The organism is Mycobacterium sp. HUMS_12744610, assembly GCF_041206865.1.
GTDB lineage: Bacteria > Actinomycetota > Actinomycetes > Mycobacteriales > Mycobacteriaceae > Mycobacterium > Mycobacterium servetii.
The window spans coordinates 2,341,035-2,364,108 of the sequence record NZ_JBGEDP010000001.1 but is presented as its reverse complement, the minus strand read 5'-3'; the positions used below and the strand labels follow the sequence as shown (position 1 = coordinate 2,364,108).

The following is a 23,074-nucleotide window of genomic DNA, read 5'->3' as shown; positions in this document are numbered from 1 at the left end:
TGACAGCCAACCGGCGTATGCACGGCGCTACTGCGGGTGGGTCGCCAGGTAATCGCCGACCGGGATCGGTGCCGTCGCGGCATACCCGATGGGCAGCATCACGTCGCCGGCGGTGGTGGCGTAGTAGACGTTCCAGCGGTAGTAGCCGGCGAACGCGGCGGGATCGGCTGCGAGCACCCCGGAGTACTGCTCGACCGCCCGCACGTACTGCGGCGAGTGGTTGTACCGGTACAGGGCGCGATCGGCGTCGGCGGCGAAACCGTTGGCGGCCAGATAACGACCCGCCGCCATGATGCTGTCGCGGGGTGAGCCGATGTCGCCGCCCTCGCTATAGGAGGCGAACGTCGACGGCAGGAACTGCATGGGACCCTTGGCGCCGGCGGTGCTGTCCCCGACGATGCTGCCGAAGCGCGTCTCGATCATGTTGATCGCGGCGAGGTAGCTCCAGCCGACGCCCGACTGCGACTCCGCCTCGTGGTAGTCGCCGAGCAGCTCGTCGGCCGGCGCCGGAGGCTCGATCCGCCAGGCGGGCAGCGTGTTCTTGGCGTGTGTCATCGCGTTGAGTTGCCGGCGGGCGTCGAGGTTGCGGTCGTAGGTGTCCAGCAGCCACGGCGGGATCCGCGGCCGCGTGATCGCGTCCCAGTCGGGGTGCCGGGCGATGGCCCGGTAGGCCGACTGCTGCCGGTGCGCCGCGGTCTGCAGCGCCGACTCCGCCGTGGACGGATCACGCAGCGCGCCCTCGTCGGCGACGAGATCGTCGGCCAGCTGGGCGGGCCCGGACGCCGGCTGCGCACCGTCGGGTGGGTTCGGATCGGCGGCGACCGCCGTGGTCGACGCCAGCACCGCTGCGGGCACTGTCGGCGCGGGCGCGATGACGCTCCGGGGCGCCGCCGACGGCGCGGTGGGCCCGGCGCACCCGGCCAGCAGGGCCAGGACGGCGCCCAGCGCCACCGGAACAGTGGATGCACGCGTGCGGCTCACTTTGTCACTTCCGTCGGTAGGGCCGGCCCGTAGTGAGTCTTTCCCATCGCCGGCCCTACATCAACGGGTGATCACGTCGGCTGTCGCTGCGCGGCTTGACCCTTGACCTTCGGGATCGTCTGCGGCGCGTACGTGTAAATCGCGGACTCGACCTTCCACTCCGCCTGTTTCGCCGTCATCTGCGTCCTGTTGCTCGCCAGTTGCACCAGGGAATTGGCCTTGTCGAACGGGTCGGGTGCGTTACGCACCTGATCGGCGAGCCATCGTCCCTCGGCGCTGATGTCGCAGTCGCTGTAGTTGACCGGGTGAACGATCTTGTCCTGAGCCAGCAAATCGATGTACCGCTCGGCGCCGGTCAGGGTGCACCCGGCCGATGCCTGCGCCGGCGCCGCACAGCGCCGACAACCTGCCGCGCGGGTGTGTGCGCCTCGTCGTCATCTGGAACCCCCTCCGCTATGGAAACGTTGTTTGCTTTCCAAGGGCGCGCCTGATGGGACGGGTACCGCGAGCACTGGGCATCGCAAACACGAGCACCGCAAACAGCAGGTGAACAACCGCGTCAGGCGACCGCCACCGCGCTCGGTTCGCTGCCGACCGTGACGGTGCTCATGACCTGGCCGGTGACGGGGTTGATCACCGACACGGTGCTGCTGCCCGCGTTGGTGACGTAGACGGCGCCGCCGAGGTGGTTGACCGCCACGCCGTTCGGGAAGTTGCCAACGGGGATGGTGGCGGTGACGGCGCTGGTGGCCGGGTCAATCACCAACAGGGCTCCACTGCCGGCGTAGTCGGTGATGTAGACCGCGTTGCCGCCGGGGCCGACCGCCACGCCGTAGGGCGTGCCGCCGACGGAGGAGGTGGTGACGGTGTTGGTGGTGGGGTTGATCGCCGACAGGCTGCCGCCGCTCTCGTTGCCGACGAACACGGCGCCACCGGTCGGGTCGACCGCTATCCCGTTCGGGGCGCTGCCGACCGCGACGGTGCTGTAGGAGGAGTTGAGGAGACCTCCGGAGCCGGCGCTGAACACCGCCACGACGTTGGTGCCGGGGTTGGTGGCGTAGACGACACCGGTAGCGGGGTTGACCGCCACCCCGGTCGGGTCGCCGGTGACCGTGACCACGTCGGCGACCTGGTTGGTGGCGGCGTCGATCACCGCCACGTTGGGGCCGGCAAAGGTGTAGGAGCCCCTGAGGCCGGTCGGATCGGTGACGTAGACGGCGTTGCCCCCGGGGCTGACCGCTACCCCGCTCGGACTGCTGCCGACCGCGACGGTGGCCGTCACGGTCTGGGTGGCGGTGTCGATCACCGAGACGCTGTCGCTGCCCGCGTTGGTGACGTACACGGTGCTGCCGGTGGGGTTCGCCGCGACCGCGCTGGGATCGGTGCCGACCGCGATCGTGGCGATGACCTTGTCGGTAACGGGGTCGATCACCGACACCGAGTTGCCGAACGCGTTGGTGACGTAGACGTCCCCGCCCCCGCGGGTTCCGGCCGCCCCGCCGGCACCCCCGGCACCCCCGGCGAAGCCGCTGGGTACCCCGCCGGCTCCGCCGGCGCCGCCCCCCAGGCCCGCGGAGCCGTTGCCGCTGGTGCCGCCGGTGCCGCCATGGCCCCCGAGCCCGCCGTGACCGCCCGAGCCGAACAGCAAGCCGCCATCGCCGCCGGAACCACCGGAACCGCCCGAACCGGCGGAACCGCCGGGCATGCCGCCCGTGCCGGTGATGCCGGCCCCGCCGTCGCCGCCGCTGCCACCGTCGCCGCCGTAGCCCAACAGCCACCCGCCGCGGCCACCGACGCCACCGTTGCCGCCGGTGAGGCCCAACGCGCCGAATCCGCCGTTGCCGCCGGTACCGCCGTTGCCGAACAGCCAACCGCCGTTGCCGCCGGTACCGCCCGCCGCGCCCAGGCCACCGTTGCCTCCGTTGCCCCCCGTGCCGATCAGCCCGGCCGCGCCGCCATTACCACCGCTTTGGCCGAACACACCCGAGCCGCCGTTGCCGCCGTTGCCGAACAAGATCCCGCCCGCGCCGCCGGCGGCGCCGGTACCCGGCGCCGCGTTCGCGCCGTTGCCGATCAGCGGGCGCCCCAGCAGCGTCTCGGTCGGCGCGTTGACCGCGCCGAGAACGTCTCGGCCCCACGTCTGCAACAGCCCGGCGTTCGCGGTCTCCGCAGCCACATACCGGCTCGCACTCGAGTCGACGAGCTGCACAAACCGCGCGTGAAACGCCGCGGCCCGGGCGCTGAGGGCCTGATAGTGCCGGCCGTACTCACCGAACACCGCGGCCACCGCCGCGGAGACCTCGTCGCCGGCCGCGGCAACCAGCCCGGTGGTCGGGGCCGCCGCGGCCGTGGTGGCCTCGCTGACCATCGACCCGATGGTGGCCATATCCACCGACGCGCTCACCAACAGCTCCGGCGCCACCAGCACGGCGGTCATCGCATATCCTCCATTTGGCATCCGCGGTGAAAAGCTATTTCCCGCGCGCGAATTCGGCCGGGGATCATCACGCTACACAGGGTTGAGCGCGATGGCCGGTTGGTTCCGGCGTGTCCCGACGGAACCACTCGCCCGCGAATATTTGCTCAGTATCGGCGCCGGCGCGGGTCTGACGGGCGTCCGACGAGTTCCCGGACCCGGATCCCCCCCCCCCCCCCCCCCCCCCCCCCCCCCCCCCCCCCCCCCCCCCGATGATGCTCAAGACGCTTGTGCGGCAACGGGTTAGTTACCTCGAGGACATCGATATCCGGTTATGCGCAACAAATATTCATGACGCGAACCTCGTGAGGCGTGCGCGTGCCCGTGTGACGATTGCTACAACGAGAGACCTTCAGGGCAAGGTGGCGGTCGTGACCGGTAGGGCCGGAGGCATCGGCCGCGTCATGGGGCGGCGCTTCGGCCTGGAGGGCATGAAGGTGGTGCTCGCCGACGTCCTCGCCGAACCGCTCGACGAGGCGACCCGGGCGCTGGCGGACGAGGGTGAACCACTCGCACCCGAGGAGATTCCGACCGGGCATCTATCGGACGGAGCGCGTTCCCCGCGGGAGGTGGCGCGGCACGTCCGGTGGTTCGGCACTCCACACAGGCCGCCGAACAGTGGAAAGCCACCGGCACCTACGAGCCGTTCGACGATCCGATCGCTACGCGCTGGTGAGCGGGTTGCGCCACCGCTCGTCGTCGCAGCCTCAAGCATCCGCCAGCCGTTGGGCCAGAGCCCATGCCAGCTGCGTCAGGCCGCGGTAACGGTCGCGGACCTCCGTGGTGCCGGCCCGGGAGTCGGATGCGTTGCCGTCGAGCCCGCGCCGCCAAACGCCCGCGGTGATGGAGGCCAGCCGGAACAATGAGAACACGATGAAGGCGTCGAGCGAGCGGGGTGGCTCCCGGTCGGCATGCCGGCAGTAGCTCGCGACGAACGCGTGCTCGTCGGGGATACCGGTGCCGGTCAGGTCTTTGCCCGCCACACCACTCGTGCCGGTGAAGCCCGGCGGAAGGTGATAGGTCAGGCAGGTGTAGCCGAGGTCGGCCAACGGATGGCCGATGGTCGAGAGCTCCCAGTCCAGCACCGCGACTATCCGGTGCTCGGTCGGATGGATCAGGACGTTACCCAAGCGGTAGTCGCCGTGGGCGATACAGGCCGGTCCGTCGTCCGGTGGCAGGTGTTCGGGTAGCCATTGCGCCAACAGGTCCATCGCGGGCATGTCCTCCACGCGCGCGGCCCGCCACTGTCTCGCCCACAGCGCCACCTGGCGTTGCAGGTAGCCCTCCGGCCTGCCGAACCCCTCGAGCCCGGCCCCGCGCCAGTCCACCCGGTGCAGTGCCGCGAGCACGCGGGCGAGGTCCTCATAGATCGCCGCACGATGTTCTGGGGAGCTCTGCGGCAGGGCCGGGTCGGTGAAGATACGTCCGGGGACGTAATCCATGACGAAAAAGGTTGTGCCGATGACGGATTCGTCGTCACACAGCAGCCGCATGCGGGGCACCGGCACATCGGTGTCCCGCAACGCCGACATGACGCGGTATTCGCGCTCCACCTCATGCGCCCTGGGCAGCAACTTGCCCGGCGGCTTCTTGCGCAGGACGTACTCGCCACCGGCGGTTTGCAGGTGAAACGTGGGGTTGCTCTGTCCGCCCTGAAACTGGCGAACCGTCAGTTGACCATCGAAGCCGGGCAGTTGTCCGCGCAGGTGCCGCGCGAGAGCGGCCTCGTCGAAGCGGTGCGCCGGTAGCACCGGCACCAGTTCTGCCACACCGTCCATCGCTGCAACATTACTTGCGCGCTGTGCCGCTTCAGGGCGATCGCCGTCTGCGGCTTGTTCGGGCAGCCTGAACGCGCTGCCGATATCTCAACCGGAGGAGCAACCACCGTCGGTGGGCGGCAAAACCCAGCAGGAGCGGATCGAACGATGTCTTTGCGATGCCGCCAATGTCGCATACCGCGGCGCCGAACGCCCGCGACACCCCGACGAAGCTGACCTACTCTCCCGATCCGATGCCCAAGCCGGCCCGCCGCTCGAGTTCGCCGCCCATCATGTCGACGCAGAGCAGGGTGCAGGTCCCGCCGTCAGAATTCCGCACGCCCGGTCAACCAGCTGCCACCGTCGTCGACGACGACCGCGCCGGTGATGTAGGACGCGGCGTCGCTGACCAAGAACAGCACGGTCTGGGCGACCTCGGTCGTCGAGCCCAGACGGCGCAACGGGTTGGAGTCCGTCGGGAACTTGTCGTCTCCGCCGGTGATGCGTTGCACGCCTTCGGTACCCGCCATCCCGCCGGGGGCGACGACGTCGACCCGGACGCCGGCGGGACCCCACTCGATGGCACACGTCCGGATCAGGGCGTCGATGCCCGCCTTCGCCGAGACCACGTGCGCCTGCATCGCCATTCCCCGATACTGGGTGGCGGCGGTGATGTTGACCCACCGCGCCGCCGTGGTGGCGCAGCCACCGCTCATAAGCCGCTTGGACGCGTTGAACGTTCCGCGCAGGTCGATGTCGACCACCGCTTTGAAGCCGTTGGAACTCAGATCCGAGATGAAGGCCGGAAAGTTGCCCGCGGCGTTGTTGACCAGGATGTCCGGGCGCCCGAACCGCGCGATCACGGAGTCCACCACGTCTGCCACGGCCTCGAACTCACGCTCGTCGCACACGCCGTACATGGCGTCGATGCCGTCGTCGCGCAAAACCTGCAGCGCGGCTTGAAGATTCGCCTCCTTTCTGCTGCACAGGGCGACTCGAGCACCATGGCGGCCGAGGACGCGGCAGGCCTCCAGGCCGAGCCCGTGGCCCCCGGTGACGAGCCCGACCTTGCCGTCGAGCAGATCGGACCGAAAGGCGCTGCGCCTGGTTTTCACTGTCGTTTACTCCAATCGCTCCAACGTCATCGGCGCGCCGGCGGTCGGCTCGAATCCCCGACCCGAGCGACGGTTGACGTCACCTAGAGGTGGCACCCCGCCGTCGTCGCGTGCGGTGCGCCGCCTGCACGTCGGCGTTGGCCAGGGTTTGCGCCTGAGCGGCCAGCGTCGACGCGCGATTGGCATGGGAGATCGCCTCGCTGTCGTTGCCCGGCTGCGCGCCGTGCGCCGCCGCCAATTCCCTTCGCGCCTCGTCGAACCGGGCTTTGGCCTCGGCGCCGATGCTCTGGCGATGCCGGGCGACGTAGTCGGAGATCTGCTGCAACCTGGCGTCCGCGATGGACAGCGCCTGCGGCGACGAACCGGTGCCCCCTTCGACGCCGGGGTCGAACTGCGGCGGGCCGCGGCGGCGCCTGCGGTAGAGCACGAGGATGCACGGCCCCGGCGACGATCACGACGACCGCGATGACGACGATCGCGATCGTCAGCCAGTTCCGGTGCGGCGGGCTTGCCGACGGGCCCAACCCGTCCGCCGCGGCGAGCGCGGCGCCGCTCCAGTCCTTGGCAGCCACCGCGGGCCCGATTTTGTTGGCCTGCAGGCTGTTCGACTCCGCCGACGTCAGGCTCGGCGCGCTGAACGCGTACAGCTTGGTGTTGGTGGCCACGGCCAGCAGCGCGTCGTGATCGCCTATCGCGCTGGCGCTGCGGGTGCGGTCGGCCCAGTTCTCGGGCTTGTACCTGGAGAAGTTGTCGACGTAGACCACCCACAGTCGAATGTGGCGGTCGCGGTAGAGTCGGTCGATCGCCGAACTGACCGCGGCCCGACCCGGACTCGTCAACGCCCCGGTGGTGTCGGTGATGTGGTCGGTGAGCGGGGCCGGCGGCTGCGCGCCAGCGGGGGTTGCCAGCGACAACCCCGCCGTCAGGATCGTCAGGATCGTCAGGACCGCAGCGAACAGGCGAACCTTGCGCATACGGGTAATCTAGCCCGCCGCCGGCCGCGCCCCCGAGCAAAGATTTGGCTCTATTGACATGAATGTGGGTGGCCCCTGGTGTGGTATGGGAGTTCGAGGGTGACCGGTCCGCAAGCCAGGAGGATGAGAGCGAGGGCAGCTTGAGCGCTGTGGAAGCCGTAGGCACGGCGCACGAGGAGACGCACCTTGGTGTTGAGCCCTTCGTGGCGTCCGTTCGACAGGTTCCTCTCGATGGCGGCGTTGATGCCGGCGCGGTGTTTGTGGATGGTGCGCCCGGCCTTGACGAACTCCGGGATGCGGCTGCGTTGGGCTCGCGAGCACCAACGATCCAGCAGTTCGGCGACGGTGGCGGCGTCGAGGTCGCCGGCGAAGACCTCGCGCAACGCTTCTTTGAGTTGATAGGCGCGCCAAAGGATCCCGCCGCTGCGTTTCATTTCCCGCAGGGTTTCGGCTTGGGTGTCGGTGAGGTCGGCGGGGTTCTTCAGCAGCGCCCAGCGCGCACCCTTGAACGTGCGAGCGATGCGCTGATCGGGCAGCGTGCGGGCGGCCTGCCACACCTGGCGGCGCACCGCATCGAGCGCGTCGGTGACGAGCTTGACAACGTGGAACGGGTCGACGCAGATCACCGCCGCCGGCACCCGCTGGCGCACCGCTTTGGCGTAGGCGGGTCCCATGTCCATCGACACCGCTTCGATGGACGCACCTTCGTCGGGCAGTTCATCGAAGAAGGCGTCCAAGGTGTCGCTGTCCTTGCCGGGTTTGCCCCACACGATGGTGCCGCTGTCGTGGTCGGAGACCAGCGTCAAATACCGGTGGTGTTTGCACCAGGAGATCTCGTCGACGCCGATGTCGACCAGCCCGCACAGCCGGTTGGGGTCGAGCACGTCGGGGGCGAGGCGTTCGCAGATTGCGCCTACGGTGCGCCAGGCCACCCTGGCGAAGGTGCTGACGGTGGTTTTGTCGGTCTTGGTGACCAGCCAGGCCACCAGGTCCTCGAAGTCGCGGGTGTGGCGGGAGCCGGGGCGGGCGAACGGCACCGCTTCGGCCAGCACACCATGTGTCGGGCAGCGCAGCCGCCTGCGCCGCAACAGGATCCGGCATATCCTCCCGGCGGTGTCCAGATGCCGCCACGACGAGTCCACCTCCCGGGTGTCATAGCGATGCCGGGTCGTAAACGAGCAGTGCGGGCAGCCAAGCCGGCGCCGGCGCAAGCTAACCGTGACGCGCAGCTCACCACCGTGCACAGCGGCCGCGCCGACGCGCACGCCAGGCAGATCGAGCAGGGAATTGAGTAGGGTTGATGCGCGCACGGACGGCTCCAGGATCGATCGGGGTTAAGGCCATCGAACCTAGATCACCGTCCGTGCGCCCCGCTCACCATCCCCGCCGCCATACCACACGCTCCCTGATCCACATGAACGTCAGGAGAGCCAAAGATTTACGGAAAGCACGAAGCGGCCGCCACCCCCGACCTCCGACACCAGCTATGATGTGCTTCACATTCCCAGGGCCGGTGAAATACAGTTAGCGCTGCCGAATCCCCAGATTCATTTGCTGGGAGGCGCAGATGCCCACTGTCTTGATCGCACGGCCCGAGGCGCTGGCCGCGGCGTCGGCGGATTTGAGTGGGATCAGAGAGGCGATCGGCAAGGCGACGGCGTCGTGGGCGCCGTCGACCACCAATGTCGCGGCGGCGGCCTCCGACGAGGTGTCGGTGGCGATCGCGCGGTTGTTCGGCAACTATGCGCAGGCCTATCAGGCGCTGAGCGCCCAGGCGGCGGCGTTCCAGGAGCAGTTCGCGCAGGCCTTGAGCGGGGGTGCGGGCTCCTACGCCGCCGCCGAGACGGCGAACGGATCGTGGCTGCAGACGATCCTGGATCCGCTGGCCCTGGAGCAAAGCGTGGTGGGCACGGCGAATGCCCCGATCCTGGCGTTGACCGGGCGCCCGCTGATCGGCAACGGCGCCAACGGGGCCCCCGGGACCGGGGCCAACGGCGGGGCCGGAGGCTGGTTGCTCGGCGACGGTGGGGCCGGCGGGTCCGGCGCGGCCGGTGGTGCCGGCGGGGCCGGCGGGGCCGCGGGGCTCATCGGCATCGGGGGGGCGGGCGGGGCCGGGGGCACCGGCGCGGCCGGTGGCGCGGGCGGGCAGGGCGGCTGGCTGCTGGGCACCGGCGGGGTTGGCGGGGCCGGCGGGTTCGCGGCGACCGGGACCGGTGGGACCGGTGGAGCGGGCGGGGCCGGCGGGTTGTTCGGCGGCGGCGGGGTCGGCGGCACGGGCGGGCTCGCGGCGACCGGGACCGGCGGGGTCGGCGGGTCTGGTGGAGCCGGCGTGTTGTTCGGCGGCGGCGGGGTCGGCGGGACCGGCGGAGCCGGCGACACCGGAGGGGCGGGCGGTGCCGGCGGGGCCGGCGGCCTGCTGGCCGGGTACGGCGGCGACGGCGGCAACGGCGGATTGGGCGGCACCGGGGACGGGGGTGCCGGCGGGGTCGGCGGCGCGGCCGGCGCGCTGCTGGGCAACGGCGGGGCCGGCGGCACCGGAGGCACCAGCTATTCCGGGAACGGCGGGGCCGGCGGCGTCGGCGGCCACGCCGGCTGGCTGGGCTCCGGCGGCTCGGGCGGGGCCGGCGGCAACACCTTTGGCGCCGGCAGCGGTGGCCACGGCGCGGCCGGCGGTAACGCGGGCCTGATCGGTTTCGGCGGCACCGGAGGGGCGGGCGGGTTCGCGTTGTCCGGGACCGGCGGCGACGGCGGCGCCGGCGGCTCCGGCGCGCTGGTGTTCGGCGACGGCGGTGCCGGCGGTGCCGGCGCACAGGGCGCCGCCGGGTTCGCCGGCGGGGTCGGCGGGGACGGCGGCAGGGCCGTGCTGCTCGGCATCGGCGGGGCCGGTGGGACCGGCGGGCTCGGTGCGCCTGCGGGCAGCGGCGGCGCCACCGGCGCCAACGGATTGTTGCTGCCCGCGGCGGCGCTCAACGCGATCAACGCGCCCAGCCTGGCCCTGACCGGGCGCCCGCTGATCGGCAACGGCGCCCCCGGCGCCGCGGGCAGCGGGGCCGCCGGGGCGCCCGGCGGGTGGTTGCTCGGCGACGGCGGTGCCGGCGGGTCCGGCGCCAACGGCCTGCCCGGCGGAGCCGGCGGCGCGGCCGGGCTGTTGGGCAGCGGCGGCGCCGGCGGGGCCGGCGGGTTCGGCGCGTCCGGCCCCGGCATTGCCGGCGGCATGGGCGGATCAGGCGGGTGGCTGTTCGGCAACGGCGGTCCCGGCGGGGCCGGCGGGGTCGGCGCCACCTCCGGGAGCGGCGGGGACGGCGGCAGCGGCGGGTCCGGCGGGCCCGGCGGGCTTTTGGGCTCCGGCGGGGTCGGCGGGACCGGTGGATTGACCGGTCAGTTGACCGCCGGTTTGCGCCCCGGCGCCGGCGGGGCCGGCGGGGCGGGCGGGCCGCTCAGCGGGCTGGTCGGCGCCGGCGGGGGCGCGGGCGGGGTCGGCGGGTCGTCGATCCAGTCCGATGGCGGGACCGGCGGGGTCGGCGGCAGCGGCGGCCCGCTGTTCGGTAGCGGCGGGGCCGGCGGCGACGGTGGTTCCAGCAATGACGGCACCGGCGGGGCCGGTGGCGCCGGTGGGGCCGGCGGCGCGCTGATCGGCAGCGGCGGGACCGGCGGGACCGGCGGATCGGTGCTGGCGACCGGAGCCGCTGGCGGTGGCGGGGGCCTCGGCGGGGCCGGCGGTAGCGCCGGTTGGCTGGGCTCCGGAGGCACCGGTGGCGCAGGCGGCGCCGCGGGTGGTGTTGCAGCGGGCCCCGGCGGGCAGGGCGGGGCCGGCGGCAACGCGATCCTGCTGGGCTGCGGCGGGGCCGGCGGGACAGGCGGATTCGCCGCAACGGGCACCGGCGGGGCGGGCGGCCACGGCGGGGGCGGCGGGACGCTGCTGGGCAACGGCGGTTCCGGCGGGGCCGGCGCCGACGCCGCCCCCGGCTACAGCGGCGGAGGCGGCGGGACCGGCGGCAATGCCTTCCTGATCGGCGACGGCGGCAACGGCGGCAACGGCGGCAACGCCGCGACCCTCGCGCTGCTGGGCGGCCCCGGCACCATCGGGGCCGGCGGGCTGCTGTTCGGCCGCAACGGTGTCCCCGGCTTGCCGATGAGCCAGAACTTGCTGGTCAATCCCGGCTTCGAGATCGCCGACCCGTCCGGGTCGGGCTTCAGCTCGGTGACCATCCCGGGCTGGACGGTGACCGGCACCCCGACCGTGATCGCCTACGGCACCCCGCGCGGCTATCCGTCGCCGACGGCGTCGCCGTTCCCGGATCTGCCGCGCGCCCTGGGCTTCCCGGGCATCGCGCCCCCGGGCGGCGGCAACAACTTCGCCGGCGGCGGACCCGTGGGCACGTCGTCGATCAGCCAGACCGTCGACCTCAGCGGCGCGCTCAGCAGAATCGACACCGGCACAACGCCGTACACGCTGAGTGGAATGCTCGGCGGCTACCTGCTGGACCCGTCGTCGGCCTCGCTGAAGGTCACCTTCCTCAGCGCCAACGGGGTCGTTCTGGGCACCGGCTCGACCGGGTCGGTGACCGCGCTGGATCGCCTGGGACTCACCGGGTTTCAGCCACGAGACATCTCCGGCACGATCCCGGTGGGCACCACCTCCGCGGTGGTGACCGCGACCTTCGCCGACCACAACCCGATCCTGGGCCACTACAACAACGCCTACGCCGACAACCTGTCGTTCACCGTCGGCGATCCCAGCCTCACCGCCGCGCCGCTCACCGTGCCGACGTCCCACGTCGGCCAACTCGACCACGTGTTCCTGATCTACATGGAGAACCACGGCGTCGGCGACATCATCGGCAGCCCCAACGCGCCCTACATCAACGCCCTGATCAACACCTACGGGTATGCGGACAACTACTACGCGCTGGGCCACCCCAGCAACCCCAACTACTTCCGGATCATGGGCGGGTCGGATTTCGGCATCGACTACAACCCGACGTCGAACTCCATCAACGCGCCCAGCCTCATGCAGGAAATGGATCAGTCGGGCGTGTCGTGGGCCGGCTACGCGCAGAGCATGCCCTACCCGGGTGCCATCACGTCGTCGGGCAACTACGCCGTCGACGAACTGCCCTTCGCCCAATTCAGCTACGTCTACAACAACACCCCGGCCTACCTGCAGACCCACCTGCTGCCGCTGTCGCAGCTGGGCACGAATCTGCAGACCCCCAGCACCGCACCGAAATTCGCGTGGCTGGCCGCCAACGAAGCCAACAACATGGAAGGGCCCGTCAGTTCCCCTTCCAACATCGCCAACTGGCTTGGCAGCCAGCTCACGACGCACCAGTACAACGTCTCGGCCGGAGACCAGTTCGTCCAGCAGCAGGTGTCCACCATTCAGAGCTCGCCGACGTGGACCGACCCGACCCAGAAGGACGCCATCATCATCACCTGGGACGAGGACTACAACAACCTGTCACTGGGCATCGGCAACCAGGGCAACAACGTTCCGATGATCGTCATCCCCAACCAGGGGGCCGTGGCAACCGGGGGGATGCAATCCGGCCACTTCGTCACCAACAGCTACTACAACGAGTACAGCCTGATGGCCACGATCGAAGACTCCTTGGGCCTGAACCCGCTCACCTACAACGACATGTACGCCCAGCCCATGAACGCCTTCTGGGGCTGAGGGCCGACTCCGTCGCTACTCGGTGTCGAGCCGGCAATCGCTGGGGCCGGTGCATCGCGCCTGTGCGCTAATGCCCCGTGAACTCGTCCATGGAGTTGTACACGCCGACGCGGCGGAGGTACGCATCGCGCAGCCGGACGGGCAACACCGCCGAGAGCACCTTGTTCATCTTCGACGTCCACGGCATCACCACAAACGGCCTGCCCTCGAGCATCGCCGTCCACGTGCGGTCGACAACGTCCTCCTGTTCGAGCATCGGGGTGAACAGTATGCCCTTGGCGCCCTCGAACATGCCGGTGTTGATGTACGTCGGGCACACGGTGGTGACTTTGACGTCGTGATGGCCGGCCTGTTCCAACTCGAGCCGCAACGAATCAGAGAAACCGATTGCCGCCCACTTCGAAGCGGCGTATGCGGCCATGCGGGGGATGGCGTTCAGCCCGGCTGAGGATGCGATGTTGACGACCCGACACGGCATACCGGACGCGATCATCGCCGGCAGGAACTCCCGCGCCACCAGCATTGGGCCGATGGAATTGACTTCCATGGTGAGCAGGAAGTCGCGAGGGTTGCTCTCCCAGAAGTAGCCGTTTCCCCGCACGATTCCGGCGTTGTTGAAGAGCACGTGAATGGTGCCGACGTCTGCACGGACGCGCGCGGCGGCCTCGGCCACCTCATCCTGCGAGGTGACGTCGACGGTCTCGACACGAATTACGCCGCCGGCGGCTTCCAACTCCGCAGCGGTCTTCTTCAGCGCGGTCTCGTTGGCGTCCCAGAGGACGACCGCGGCGGCGCCCTCCTTGACGGCGTTGGCGGCGAAGAGCTTCCCGAGACCCATGGCAGCACCGGTGACGAGGACGTTCGTTCCGCTGACGGACTGCATGTTGAGCCCCTTCCAGGAGTGGCCGGCAATGATCCAACTCGTACCGTTCTACCGCAAAGGGGAGGAAAGAACCGCAGCCGTGTTGGCGAGCCGGATGTCGACCGCGACGCCGTCGATGGCAACCCGCTCACCTACAACGACAGGTACGCCCAGCCCATGAATGCCTTGTGGAGCTGAGGGCCGACTCCGTGACTACTCGGTGTCGCGGACGGCATCGAGGCGCTGGCTCACCCGGGCCAGCGCCTCGTCGAAGACCTCCACCTTTTCACCACGCCGTTCGTTGGCCGGCTGGGCCGCACCGCGCGCGCCTTCGGCCGCCACCCGGGCCGCGCCCTGGCGCCGCAGCAGGCTGAAGTTCTTCTCGCGTGCAGTCCTGAGCCGGCTCTGCAGATCCTTCAGCTGCTTTTCATCCATGCGCTGCAGGGCCTCAGGGTGACTTTCGCCGATCAACAAGGATTCCTGCGGAGTCAGGTTCACATGGTGGGTGCTCACCGTCATTTCATAGCCTGCGCCGGCCACACCGGCACGGTGAACCACGGACGGCGCGCCGAAACGTCACGTCCGGGCCACCTCGCGTTCACGGTCTGCGCGCCCTCGGTCGTCAAACATATGTGCGCGCGGCGCAACAACAGCAGGGCAATTACAAGGCTGCGATCAGCGCCGACATCGCCGAGTCGACCGTCCACCTGCCGTCCGACGTGCTCGCCGACGCCGGGGACGCCAGCCGATGCCACCGGCTGGTCAGCGCAGCTCGAATGTGCCGAAGGCGCTTCGCGACCGAACCAGACATCGCATGTCTCTTCCTGGGGCACAAGAGGGTTCACTACCCATCGTGGCCGGGCCGAAGCCCTATTTGGCAAGCCCGCGCTCATCGCAGGCGAGCGAGGCAGCCGGTGGCTGTCACCCGCCCGGCGGTCCGACGCCCAGGGGCCGGCAGACATTGGTGGTCGGGTCCCACCACTGCCCGGGATCGCAGGCCAAGGGCTGCGGCCCGACGCCCAGGGGCCGGCAGACGTTGCCGCTCGGATCCCACCACTGCCCGGGATCGCAGGCCAGAGGCTGCGGCCCGACGCCCAGTGGGTAGCAGGCCTTGGTGAACGGCTCCCAATACTGCCCCTGTTCGCACTCCGCCGAGCTCACCGCCGGCGTCCCGATCGTCGTGCCTGCCATCGCCGCTGCCGCCAACATGACGGCTGCCGCCAACCGGCCCACCAGATTGCGCATCGCAAATCTTTTGGAACGCATGTAACGGAATGCTAGAGGCGTGGCGATGCCTTAGCGCCGGTATCGCCGAGGATGCCGGCGGCCACACCTCAGGAGGAGTCGGCGCCGGCCGGATTCGCTGAAGGCAGGGCACAACGCCGTGTCCCTACCCAAACGGCGAAGGACGCACTTCCGTCCCGTTGCCGGCGGACCGACGACCTCGGCGGCTTCGCTTCTCACGTCGGCCACTGCAAGGGCATGGTGGTCGGGCCGAGTCGGGTGCTATCGTCGCCGACGTTCAACTCGATGTGGTCCTGTGCCACCGTGAAGCTGGGGATACGACGCACGAACTCGGCGACAAGGACGATCAGCTGCGCTCGGGCAACGTGCATTCCGAGACATCGGCGCGACCCGGCTCCGAATGAGTAGAACGGGCGGCCGCGGATTTTGTCGTCGCCGCAGGTGATGAGGTAGCCGCTGGCCAAATTCAACGTGCGCAATGAGAGTTCCAGTTCGGTTAGCGGCGGCACGCGTACCCCGCCAATGGTGATTTCCTCCAGGGTGACGCGCGGGCAATAGCCGAGCGGAGAGTAAAGGCGCAGCACCTCGTTGACGAATGTTCCGATCTGATCGGGGTGCCGGATGAGCAGTGCCCGTAACTGCGGGTCGGTGGCCAGCTCGAACAGGGCAAAACCGATTCCCGCAGTCGTCGTCTCGATTGCCGCACCGAACAGGAGCAAGACGAAGCTCAGTATTTCCACTTCCTCGAATTCGTCGCGGAGGGCGGCAATGATCCCCGGCGGCCTGGCTGTGGAAATCGCTTGGCTGACGTATTCGATCAGGTCGGCATGGAAGGGCGCGCTCCTGGGGAATTCCGCTTGCCGCGCCAGTAGCCGCTGCAGCGTCTCAAGACTGCCCGCCGGCAATCCGAGCAGCGTCAGCACTGTCTGGGTCGCCAGCTGGCGGGCGACCTCACCGACGGCCTCGCACTGGCCTTTCGCAGCGATCGCGTCGACGAGCGCCGCGGCGTGCTCCTGGATGGACGGCACGAGCCACGCCAACGCTCGTGGCCTGAACAGCGGGTTGAGGACCGCCCGGTACCTGGCGTGTTGGGCGGGTGCCGCGCCGGTGGGCACCCAGGGGTGAGTGCCGTCGTGGCCCCGCATCGGATGGGTGAGTCTGGTCGTGTCGCGCAGAAGCGCCACGATGTCCTCGGGTCGCGTCGGGCTGATCGCGCCGTGGCTGGAAACGACCAGCGGGCCAGTCAGACGCGCCTCGATCTGCTCGACGCACTCCTGAGCTCGAATCAACTGCCATATCAGCCGTGTGGTCATGTTGCGTCTCCATTGCGCCGCAACGTAGTTCGAATGCAGGATCCCGCCGGTCGCGTCGCCTGCTGCGCGACGCTAGCCTTCGCGTGCGCCGCAACGCGGCCTGAGGAGACCATAGAAATCCTCCGGGCATGACGCCGTCGACCTCTCGGCGGTTGTCGGAACTTCGGGTTGAGATCCGGAACTTTCGAGCTTAACGGCTGGTGAACCGCCCGGTGAGTCCAGAGACTCCGGACATGCCGGCGCGTTCAGCCACGCTCAACTCCCTCATCGAGGGAGCGTCAAGGACCAACCGAAGTAACTGTCAACCATCAGCCGAAACAAGGTCGGGCGTCACCCAAAGACGAAACGTCAGCCATCAGCCGATGTCTCGGGAACAGAGTGCGGCGGGCGGGGCTCGAACCCGCGGCCAACGGATTCGTGATTCAGGGTTCTCGGTAACCAACTGATAGGACTGTAACGTCCTGCGCGACAGGGTACTTGAGCTTCTCAAAAGACCGAACAATCCTCATCGATTCAGGCCGGTTCTCGATCATTAGCGATGAATAAGCGGTGACTGCGATAGACGATCCAATCCGTCTCTCGCGCTCCCGGGCTTGCTCGTCATTGGGCCAGCCACTTCGGTCACCACCCGCCTGTGCGGGTCGCTCGGAGGCTGGAGGGAACGTGGGATGCATCAAAATGTGCGCTTGTTCGTGCACCTGAATCCGGTGTAGGATCTGGGGCATGAGCAAGAGAGTCAGTCTGATCCTCAAAGCCTCGGATGAAGCGGCGATCGCCCCATACCTAAGCGAAGGGTCCGCCTCATTCGAGGCGCTGCGCGACTGGGCCAGCCAGCGAGGTGAAGGCGACATCAAATCAGAAGCCGGGGCACTCCGAGCTTTGCTCCAGGCCGGGGCCGAAGCGCTCCGCGAACGAGTCCTTGATGCCGGGTACGCCCAACTGGCCGCAGAGTTCAACAGCGAGCCCGCCAGCGCCGAGCGCCGGGTTGCGCGGGACCGTTACGCGCGCCGGAACGAGACCGATCTGTGAATCGCGGGATGCGGAGCCAGACATACCGAGTGGACCTGGGGCACGGCTTGAAGCCGTGGGTTGTCCTCAGCAACAACTCCCGGAACAGAAGCCTGAACACCGTGTTAGCCGCGCGGATCACTACGACGAGCAAGAATGCGCACGTACCCACAGTCGTGCCCTTGACCGCCGCCGACCCTCTCGTCGGATTTGTCCTGGTCGACGACATCGTGCAGCTCTACCACGATGAACTCACCGAGCCACTCGGCGCGCTCTCCTCGCCAACGATGCAGGAAATCAGCAAGGCTCTCCGGATAGCACTCCCCTGACGGCACAGTCACAACCGACGTGGGTGTCCAGCGGGCGGATCCGCTCCGAGAGCACTGACAACGTCATTGGCGATCGAAGGCCATGGGGCGATCATCGCCGCCCTGGCGTTGTGCGCCTGAGCGGTTCCAACTATAGTTGTAATACTCTAACTTTAGTTGTAGACGAAGAGATGGTGTCCGCCATGCAGCTGAACCGGCCGTTCGCCACGGTGACGCCGACGTTGGACGGTGACGTACTCGGCGTGCTGGCGACCAGCGAGGTGACGTTCACGATCGCCCAGATCCAGCGCATCCTGACCACCGCGTCAGGCGAAGGCATCCGCAAAGTCCTGACCCGCCTCACTGCCCAGGGTGTGGTACTCCATGATCGAGTCGGCAGGACCAACATTTACCGACTCAACACCGAACATCTTGCGGCAGAGCCGATCCTGGCGCTATCACGGCTGACCGCAACGTTCCTGGACCGCCTCGAGGCGCACCTGGAAGGGTGGGGCGAGGTGCCCAAGTACGCCGCGGTGTTCGGGTCAGCCGCGACGGGGCGGATGACTCTCGACAGCGACATTGATCTGTTCTTGGTGCGCGCCTCCGACACCGAACACGATGGCCGCCTGGGTGATCCGGAGGCGTGGGAGCAACAGGTGAGCGAACTCGCACGGTCGGTCACCGCTTGGACGGGCAACGACGGCCGCATCGTCGAGTTCACCGAAGACGAGCTTCGCGCCGCGGCCGCCGCAGGTGAGCCGCTGCTCAGCGACGTGGCCAGGCAAGGCTTGACCGTCGCCGGGACACGGGCATGGCTCAATAGCCAGCTGCGCCCGAGAGGTAAGGCGCGGGATCGAGAAGGGCCCGATGGCGGGGACACGTAAGTGCAGCTCTGCTGTCACCGCGGGGCGCCTGTCCAAGGCGGTTGAGTTTTTCGACGCCGCTGAGCATCTGCAAGACGACATGCCCAATGCAGCGGGTGATCTGTTTGTGGACGCCGGTATCGCCGCGTCCGACGTTATCTGCTGCGTCCGGCTAGGAGTGCACTCGTCAAGCGGGACCCACAACGACGCCGTCACTCTGCTGGAAACGGCGGACAAGGGATCCGGAAAACATCTGAGCATCCTGCTCGGCTTGAAGAACAAGGCGGTCTACACCGACCAGGCGCTGTCCACCGCCGAGTGCAAGAGGATGAACCGCGCCGCTGCCCATCTGGTCGAGGCGGCCAAACGGGCCGTGGCGTCAGCAGGCCCACAGCGGTGATCCCCACGCCACTTCGGGTACGCGACCCGGCGCTGCGCGTCCTCGACGCGGACCATCCGCGGCATACTGCGTAGTCAAACAAGTGGAGCCAAAAGCTGCCTGGCGGGGTCGGCAACGCCCCTTCTCCGAGCCGTTGCGTCCGGACTGCCCGCTCGGGTGGCCGACGGCAATTTCGGTGCTGCTGCTGGGCCTGCTGACAATGCCGTGGGGATTGCTCATCTGGATGCTCGGCGACAGTCACAGCTTCCGCTAGATGGTCGCGACGATGATCGACGACGACGTCTCTCGGCACGCATCGGACCCGACCACCTCCCCCGCCCTCGTCCCGATGACCCAGGACCGGTACACGACACGCGGCCGGAGCCACCGATCTACTCGACCGAACCGTCACTAAGTGCGATGAATAAACGATGACTTGGCGAGACTGATCTTGAAAAATAGCCTCTGACGTGGGGCGGGCGGGGCTCGAACCCGCGACCAACGGATTATGAGTCCGCGGCTCTAACCAACTGAGCTACCGCCCCATTTGCTAGATAGCTGCGGATATAGTCTCCACGCTCGTAGTCTCGGATTCCAAATGCGGCGTTGATACCACAGCGCCCTCGATTGTTTTGCCCGAGGCGTTCGCTGTATCAGCCAAGTCGCCGCTTCGCACGTGCCCGTAACGGTCAAGGGTCATGGCCGCTGTCGCATGTCCGAGAAGCCTCTGCACGACCTTGACATTAGCGCCTGCACTAACGCGGTGGTGCGCTGCGTGTGCCTGACATTGATCCAGTTGCCGGCCTCCGGACCTTGTAGCGTCCACCTCCCGGATCTCGGGGGCGGCACCTGTTCGATCGCACGGTCGGAACTCATGGTTCTGCCGGACCTGGGCTTGACCCCGTTCGGTGGACACAGGGTCAGGCGGCTTGTGCCGTCTGATTGAGTCGGTCTTCGAACTCGACCGGCCTCATCATAGCGAGGGCCGAATGACGTCTGCGTCGGTTATAGACCCGCTCGATCCAGTCGCCGACGGCGAGCTTGGCGGCCACCTTGGTCGGCCACAGGTATCGGTCGTAGAACTCGACTTTCAATGTCGCCCAGAATGATTCCTGCTGGGCGTTGTCCCAACACACCGCGGTGCGGCCAACTGAACGGGCCAGGTTGTGCTCATGGGCGAACCGCGCGAGCTGTGCTGAGGTGTACTGACAGCCGCGATCCGCGTGCAACACGACCTGCTCGGCGAGCTCACCGCGCATCGCCACAGCCATCTCCACGGCGGCCTGCACCAGATCGGTGTGCAAGTAATCGTCGACGGCCCAGCCGATCACCCGCCGTGAGCAGCCGTCGCGGACCGCGCACAGATAAAGCCAGCCCTCACCCGTGCCCAAATAGGTGATATCCGAAGTCCACACGCGGTTGAGGATCCCGGTGTCGAAGCGGCGCTTGACCAGGTCTTTAGGCACCGCAGCATCCAGGTCAATCACCGTGGTGGCCGGCGCGAACCGCCGCGGACAGATCCCGGCCAGGCCCTGCCGGCGCAGTGAGGCAGCCACCGTCTTGCGCGACACCCGCTCACCGTCATCGCGTAGATCGGCCAGGATGCGCGGGGCACCGTAGACGCCGTCGGAGGCGGCGTGGAACTTCGCGACCTTGGCATCCAACTCGGTGCGTCGCTGCTGAGCCGGACTCGGTCCGCGCTCGCGGGATTTGCGCCATTTGTAGTACCCCGAGCGCGACACCTCCAGGCACTCGCACATCCGCTTAACCGTGTAAGTGGCCTTCTCCGCCTCGATCACCCGGTAGGCTTCTACCGGTGCTGTTCGGAGACGAAGAAGGCCGCGGCTTTTTTCAAAAATTCACGGTCCAAACGTAATTCGGCGTTCTCTTTACGCAAGCGCTCCAGCTCGGCGCGTTCATCAGCATCTAGCACCGCGCCAGTATCGCCAGCTCCGGCCGCTTAGCGTTGGAGGCGCACCCAACGCCCCAGCACTTGATCACCAACCCCGATCTCGGCGGCCACATGAGCCACCGGCCGACCGGTCTCAATCACCAGGCGGGCAGCCTGCTCCCGAAACTCCGGGGTGTACTTGCGACGCTTACCCGACATACGGGCATCCTTCCCGCGGGACCAGCAGTCCCACCAGTCAGGTGTCCACCATCAGGGGTCAACCCCAAGAGTTCGGACGACGCTTTGCGAGCGGGCTGGGTGTCGAAGTCGCTCAACATACCCCCTTGAGGGTGCTGCCCTCATGGATGACAGATCTATTCGTCGCCGGCTCCCGCGCGGTCAGTCGATCAGCGCCAGCGTATGGCTGCGCCTAGGCTTTCCCGACGGGGTCTTGGGAATCATCCCCGGCTCAAGCACAGTGACGTTGCGGGGCCGGACGTCGACCTCGGCAACTACCTCGTGGGCCACTTGATGCTCGATGCGGCGCACGTCGGCGGGATCGTGCCAGTTGCTGGACTCCACTGCGACAGCGAAGCTCTCCCGCGAGTGCCCGGCGTCCAGGCGCACCGCCACCGCGCAGCCGGGTCGCACGCCGGAGACGCGTCCGGCGGCGCGCTCGATGTCGGCTGGGTAGATGTTGCGGCCGGCCATGATGATCACGTCCTTGACCCGGCCGCAGACGACGATCTGGCCGGTCTCGGTGAGGTACCCAAGGTCGCCGGTGTCGTACCAACCCCGGTCATCTCGTGCCGCAAGGAAACCGCCCATCGTCGCGTAGCCCTGCGTCACGGATTCTCCGCGCACGTGGATGACGCCGACACCCCGGGCGGGCAGGATATTGCCGTCGTCGTCAACGACGCGGGCCTCCATCCCCTGTAGAGGACGGCCTAGCGTGGCCAGCCGCCGGGTTTTTCCTTTGGTCGCCGGGACGGCTCGCTGCAGTAGGGCGAGCAGATTGGCGTCAACCTCATCAACCCCCAGCCCCGCGCCGCACTCGGTGAACGACACCGCCACGGTCGTCTCGGCCATGCCATAAGCCGGGAGGATCGCCTCGGGACGTAGCCCAAACGGCTTCCCGGCTTCGCAGAGGTCTTCGACGTCGGCGGGTTCGACTTGTTCGGATCCCGACAACGCCCAGCGCAAGCTGGACAGGTCGAACTGGCCGGGCTCGGCCAGTTTTCGGAGGCGCCTGGCAAACAACGTGTAGGCAAAGTTCGGCGCCGCGGTCATCGTGCCCTTGTATTTGTCGATGAGCTTCGCCCACAACAACGTGTCGCGCAGAAAGTCCATCGGAGTGACCTTGACTAACTCTGCGCCGAAATACATTGGCACGGTTAAGAAGCCGGTAAGTCCCATGTCGTGGAACAGTGGCAACCAGCTCACGATTACGTCGGTATCGATGTCGACTTTCGCGCCGACCAACATCGCTTCGGCGTTTGATACGACATTGCGGTGTGAGATCTGTACGGCCTTGGGCGACCCGGTAGAACCCGAGGTCAACTGCAGCAGCGCAACGTCGTAGTCGTCGGTCTCGACCGCATCGATCGGGGCGCCGGCGAGTAGCCGCTCGATCGTCAGCACTTGCGTACCCGACTGGGACAGCAGTGGGACTGCGGCCATGAACGGCTCAGAGACGACGACCGTTTTGGCGCCGATCATCTTGATGACGGCAATCGTCTCGTCGGCCCAGCGTCCGAGATCGGTGCGCGGGGTGGGCTGGTGGAGCATGGTGAGGCTGGCGCCGCGCATCCAGATTCCCTGCCCCGCCGGCGCGATCTCGGCCGGAGCACCCGCCAGCACCGGGACGGCATCACCGCGGCCGACGCCGCCCATGGCCAGGCCACCTGCGATCCGACGCGCCCGCTCGTGCACTTCACCCCAGGTATGCCGGACGGGGCAATTCGGCTCTCCGGTGACCATGCCCTTCGAACTGGTCTGGGCGGTACGGAACATCGTTTCGGTGAATTTGCTCAAGGCGATTCCTTTGGTTCCGGCGCGACGGCGCCGTGGCTGACCGCCGTCGAGACGTTCAACGGTGGGCCGCGCTTGCCCGAGTGAAGCGTTGAATATGTCGGATGTGGCCCGCGGAGTTCGGACCGAGATCGCCGGGCGCGCAGATACTGTTGGTGCCGCCGCGGCAGGGCCTCCCCCTGTAGGCAGGC

The 23,074-nt window shown here is 68.3% G+C and carries 17 protein-coding genes, 1 tRNA gene and 5 pseudogenes; 8 read left to right on the top strand and 15 right to left on the bottom strand.

What is annotated here, in order from left to right; all coding sequences use genetic code 11:
* Window positions 1-27 precede the first annotated feature (27 nt).
* The 3 genes from AB8998_RS11495 to AB8998_RS11485 all read right to left on the bottom strand — a co-directional run bounded on the left by AB8998_RS11495 (window position 28) and on the right by AB8998_RS11485 (window position 3,418).
* Entirely contained in the window at window positions 28-981 is a 954-nt protein-coding gene (locus AB8998_RS11495) for a lytic transglycosylase domain-containing protein (RefSeq protein ID WP_369738089.1), read from the bottom strand.
* 71 nt (window positions 982-1,052) lie between these two features.
* The gene (locus tag AB8998_RS11490; RefSeq protein ID WP_369738088.1) at window positions 1,053-1,313 is read right to left on the bottom strand and encodes a hypothetical protein; all 261 of its coding nucleotides are present in this window, start codon (window positions 1,311-1,313) and stop codon (window positions 1,053-1,055) included.
* Window positions 1,314-1,540: 227 nt separating this feature from the next.
* Complete coding sequence (locus AB8998_RS11485; protein WP_369738087.1) at window positions 1,541-3,418, bottom strand: PE domain-containing protein; 1,878 nt, start codon at window positions 3,416-3,418, stop codon at window positions 1,541-1,543.
* Window positions 3,419-3,783: 365 nt separating this feature from the next.
* On the opposite strand from AB8998_RS11485, the pseudogene AB8998_RS11480 reads away from it, so the two are divergent.
* Window positions 3,784-3,960: pseudogene (locus AB8998_RS11480) on the top strand (SDR family NAD(P)-dependent oxidoreductase); the annotation flags it as partial.
* Window positions 3,961-4,164: 204 nt separating this feature from the next.
* On the opposite strand, the gene AB8998_RS11475 reads toward AB8998_RS11480, so the two are convergent.
* From AB8998_RS11475 to AB8998_RS11460, 4 genes and pseudogenes are all read right to left on the bottom strand, one after another.
* On the bottom strand, window positions 4,165-5,235 hold the full coding sequence (locus AB8998_RS11475; RefSeq protein ID WP_369738086.1) for a phosphotransferase: 1,071 nt from the start codon (window positions 5,233-5,235) through the stop codon (window positions 4,165-4,167).
* Window positions 5,236-5,540: 305 nt separating this feature from the next.
* Complete coding sequence (locus AB8998_RS11470; protein ID WP_369738085.1) at window positions 5,541-6,329, bottom strand: SDR family oxidoreductase; 789 nt, start codon at window positions 6,327-6,329, stop codon at window positions 5,541-5,543.
* A gap of 79 nt (window positions 6,330-6,408) precedes the next feature.
* Window positions 6,409-7,303: pseudogene (locus tag AB8998_RS11465) on the bottom strand (TPM domain-containing protein).
* A gap of 50 nt (window positions 7,304-7,353) precedes the next feature.
* Complete coding sequence (locus tag AB8998_RS11460) at window positions 7,354-8,613, bottom strand: ISL3 family transposase (RefSeq protein ID WP_369738084.1); 1,260 nt, start codon at window positions 8,611-8,613, stop codon at window positions 7,354-7,356.
* A 257-nt stretch (window positions 8,614-8,870) separates the two neighbouring features.
* On the opposite strand from AB8998_RS11460, the pseudogene AB8998_RS31690 reads away from it, so the two are divergent.
* Both AB8998_RS31690 and AB8998_RS31685 read left to right on the top strand, forming a co-directional pair.
* A pseudogene (locus AB8998_RS31690) lies at window positions 8,871-11,432 on the top strand (PE family protein); the annotation flags it as partial.
* A gap of 3 nt (window positions 11,433-11,435) precedes the next feature.
* The gene (locus AB8998_RS31685; RefSeq protein ID WP_369741524.1) at window positions 11,436-12,980 is read left to right on the top strand and encodes an alkaline phosphatase family protein; all 1,545 of its coding nucleotides are present in this window, start codon (window positions 11,436-11,438) and stop codon (window positions 12,978-12,980) included.
* 67 nt (window positions 12,981-13,047) lie between these two features.
* On the opposite strand, the gene AB8998_RS11445 is transcribed toward AB8998_RS31685, so the two are convergent.
* The 4 genes from AB8998_RS11445 to AB8998_RS11430 all read right to left on the bottom strand — a co-directional run bounded on the left by AB8998_RS11445 (window position 13,048) and on the right by AB8998_RS11430 (window position 16,400).
* Entirely contained in the window at window positions 13,048-13,863 is an 816-nt protein-coding gene (locus AB8998_RS11445; protein ID WP_369738083.1) for an SDR family NAD(P)-dependent oxidoreductase, read from the bottom strand.
* Between the two features lie 192 nt (window positions 13,864-14,055).
* On the bottom strand, window positions 14,056-14,382 hold the full coding sequence (locus tag AB8998_RS11440; RefSeq protein WP_369738082.1) for a hypothetical protein: 327 nt from the start codon (window positions 14,380-14,382) through the stop codon (window positions 14,056-14,058).
* 381 nt (window positions 14,383-14,763) lie between these two features.
* Window positions 14,764-15,087 (bottom strand): hypothetical protein, encoded by a 324-nt coding sequence (locus AB8998_RS11435; protein WP_369738081.1) that lies wholly within the window; start codon window positions 15,085-15,087, stop codon window positions 14,764-14,766.
* Between the two features lie 215 nt (window positions 15,088-15,302).
* Window positions 15,303-16,400: a cytochrome P450 gene (locus tag AB8998_RS11430; protein WP_369738080.1), complete on the bottom strand. Its 1,098-nt coding sequence runs from the start codon at window positions 16,398-16,400 to the stop codon at window positions 15,303-15,305.
* Between the two features lie 723 nt (window positions 16,401-17,123).
* Between AB8998_RS11430 and AB8998_RS11425 the strand changes: the two genes are divergently transcribed.
* The 5 genes from AB8998_RS11425 (at window position 17,124) to AB8998_RS11405 (ending at window position 19,235) form a co-directional block, all read left to right on the top strand.
* A complete protein-coding gene (locus tag AB8998_RS11425) occupies window positions 17,124-17,429 on the top strand; it encodes a hypothetical protein (RefSeq protein WP_369738079.1) in 306 nt (101 codons plus the stop codon).
* Window positions 17,430-17,437: 8 nt separating this feature from the next.
* Window positions 17,438-17,737 carry a type II toxin-antitoxin system PemK/MazF family toxin gene (locus tag AB8998_RS11420; RefSeq protein WP_369741523.1) on the top strand — a complete coding sequence of 100 codons (300 nt, stop codon included), beginning with the start codon at window positions 17,438-17,440 and terminating at the stop codon, window positions 17,735-17,737.
* A gap of 182 nt (window positions 17,738-17,919) precedes the next feature.
* Window positions 17,920-18,603, top strand: coding sequence for a nucleotidyltransferase domain-containing protein (locus AB8998_RS11415; RefSeq protein ID WP_369738078.1), 684 nt, complete (start codon window positions 17,920-17,922; stop codon window positions 18,601-18,603).
* Window positions 18,587-18,982, top strand: coding sequence for a hypothetical protein (locus AB8998_RS11410; RefSeq protein ID WP_369738077.1), 396 nt, complete (start codon window positions 18,587-18,589; stop codon window positions 18,980-18,982). Before AB8998_RS11415 ends, AB8998_RS11410 begins: the two co-directional genes overlap by 17 nt.
* Window positions 18,983-19,064: 82 nt before the next feature.
* Window positions 19,065-19,235, top strand: coding sequence for a hypothetical protein (locus tag AB8998_RS11405; protein WP_369738076.1), 171 nt, complete (start codon window positions 19,065-19,067; stop codon window positions 19,233-19,235).
* A 197-nt stretch (window positions 19,236-19,432) separates the two neighbouring features.
* Here AB8998_RS11405 and AB8998_RS11400 read toward each other — a convergent pair.
* From AB8998_RS11400 to AB8998_RS11385, 4 genes and pseudogenes are all read right to left on the bottom strand, one after another.
* Window positions 19,433-19,506: transfer RNA gene (locus AB8998_RS11400), tRNA-Ile, on the bottom strand.
* 5 nt (window positions 19,507-19,511) lie between these two features.
* Window positions 19,512-19,721 (bottom strand): annotated as a pseudogene (locus AB8998_RS11395) (site-specific integrase); the annotation flags it as partial.
* 160 nt (window positions 19,722-19,881) lie between these two features.
* Window positions 19,882-21,071 (bottom strand): annotated as a pseudogene (locus AB8998_RS11390) (IS3 family transposase).
* Between the two features lie 180 nt (window positions 21,072-21,251).
* Complete coding sequence (locus AB8998_RS11385) at window positions 21,252-22,886, bottom strand: fatty acyl-AMP ligase (protein WP_369738075.1); 1,635 nt, start codon at window positions 22,884-22,886, stop codon at window positions 21,252-21,254.
* Window positions 22,887-23,074: the final 188 nt, after the last annotated feature.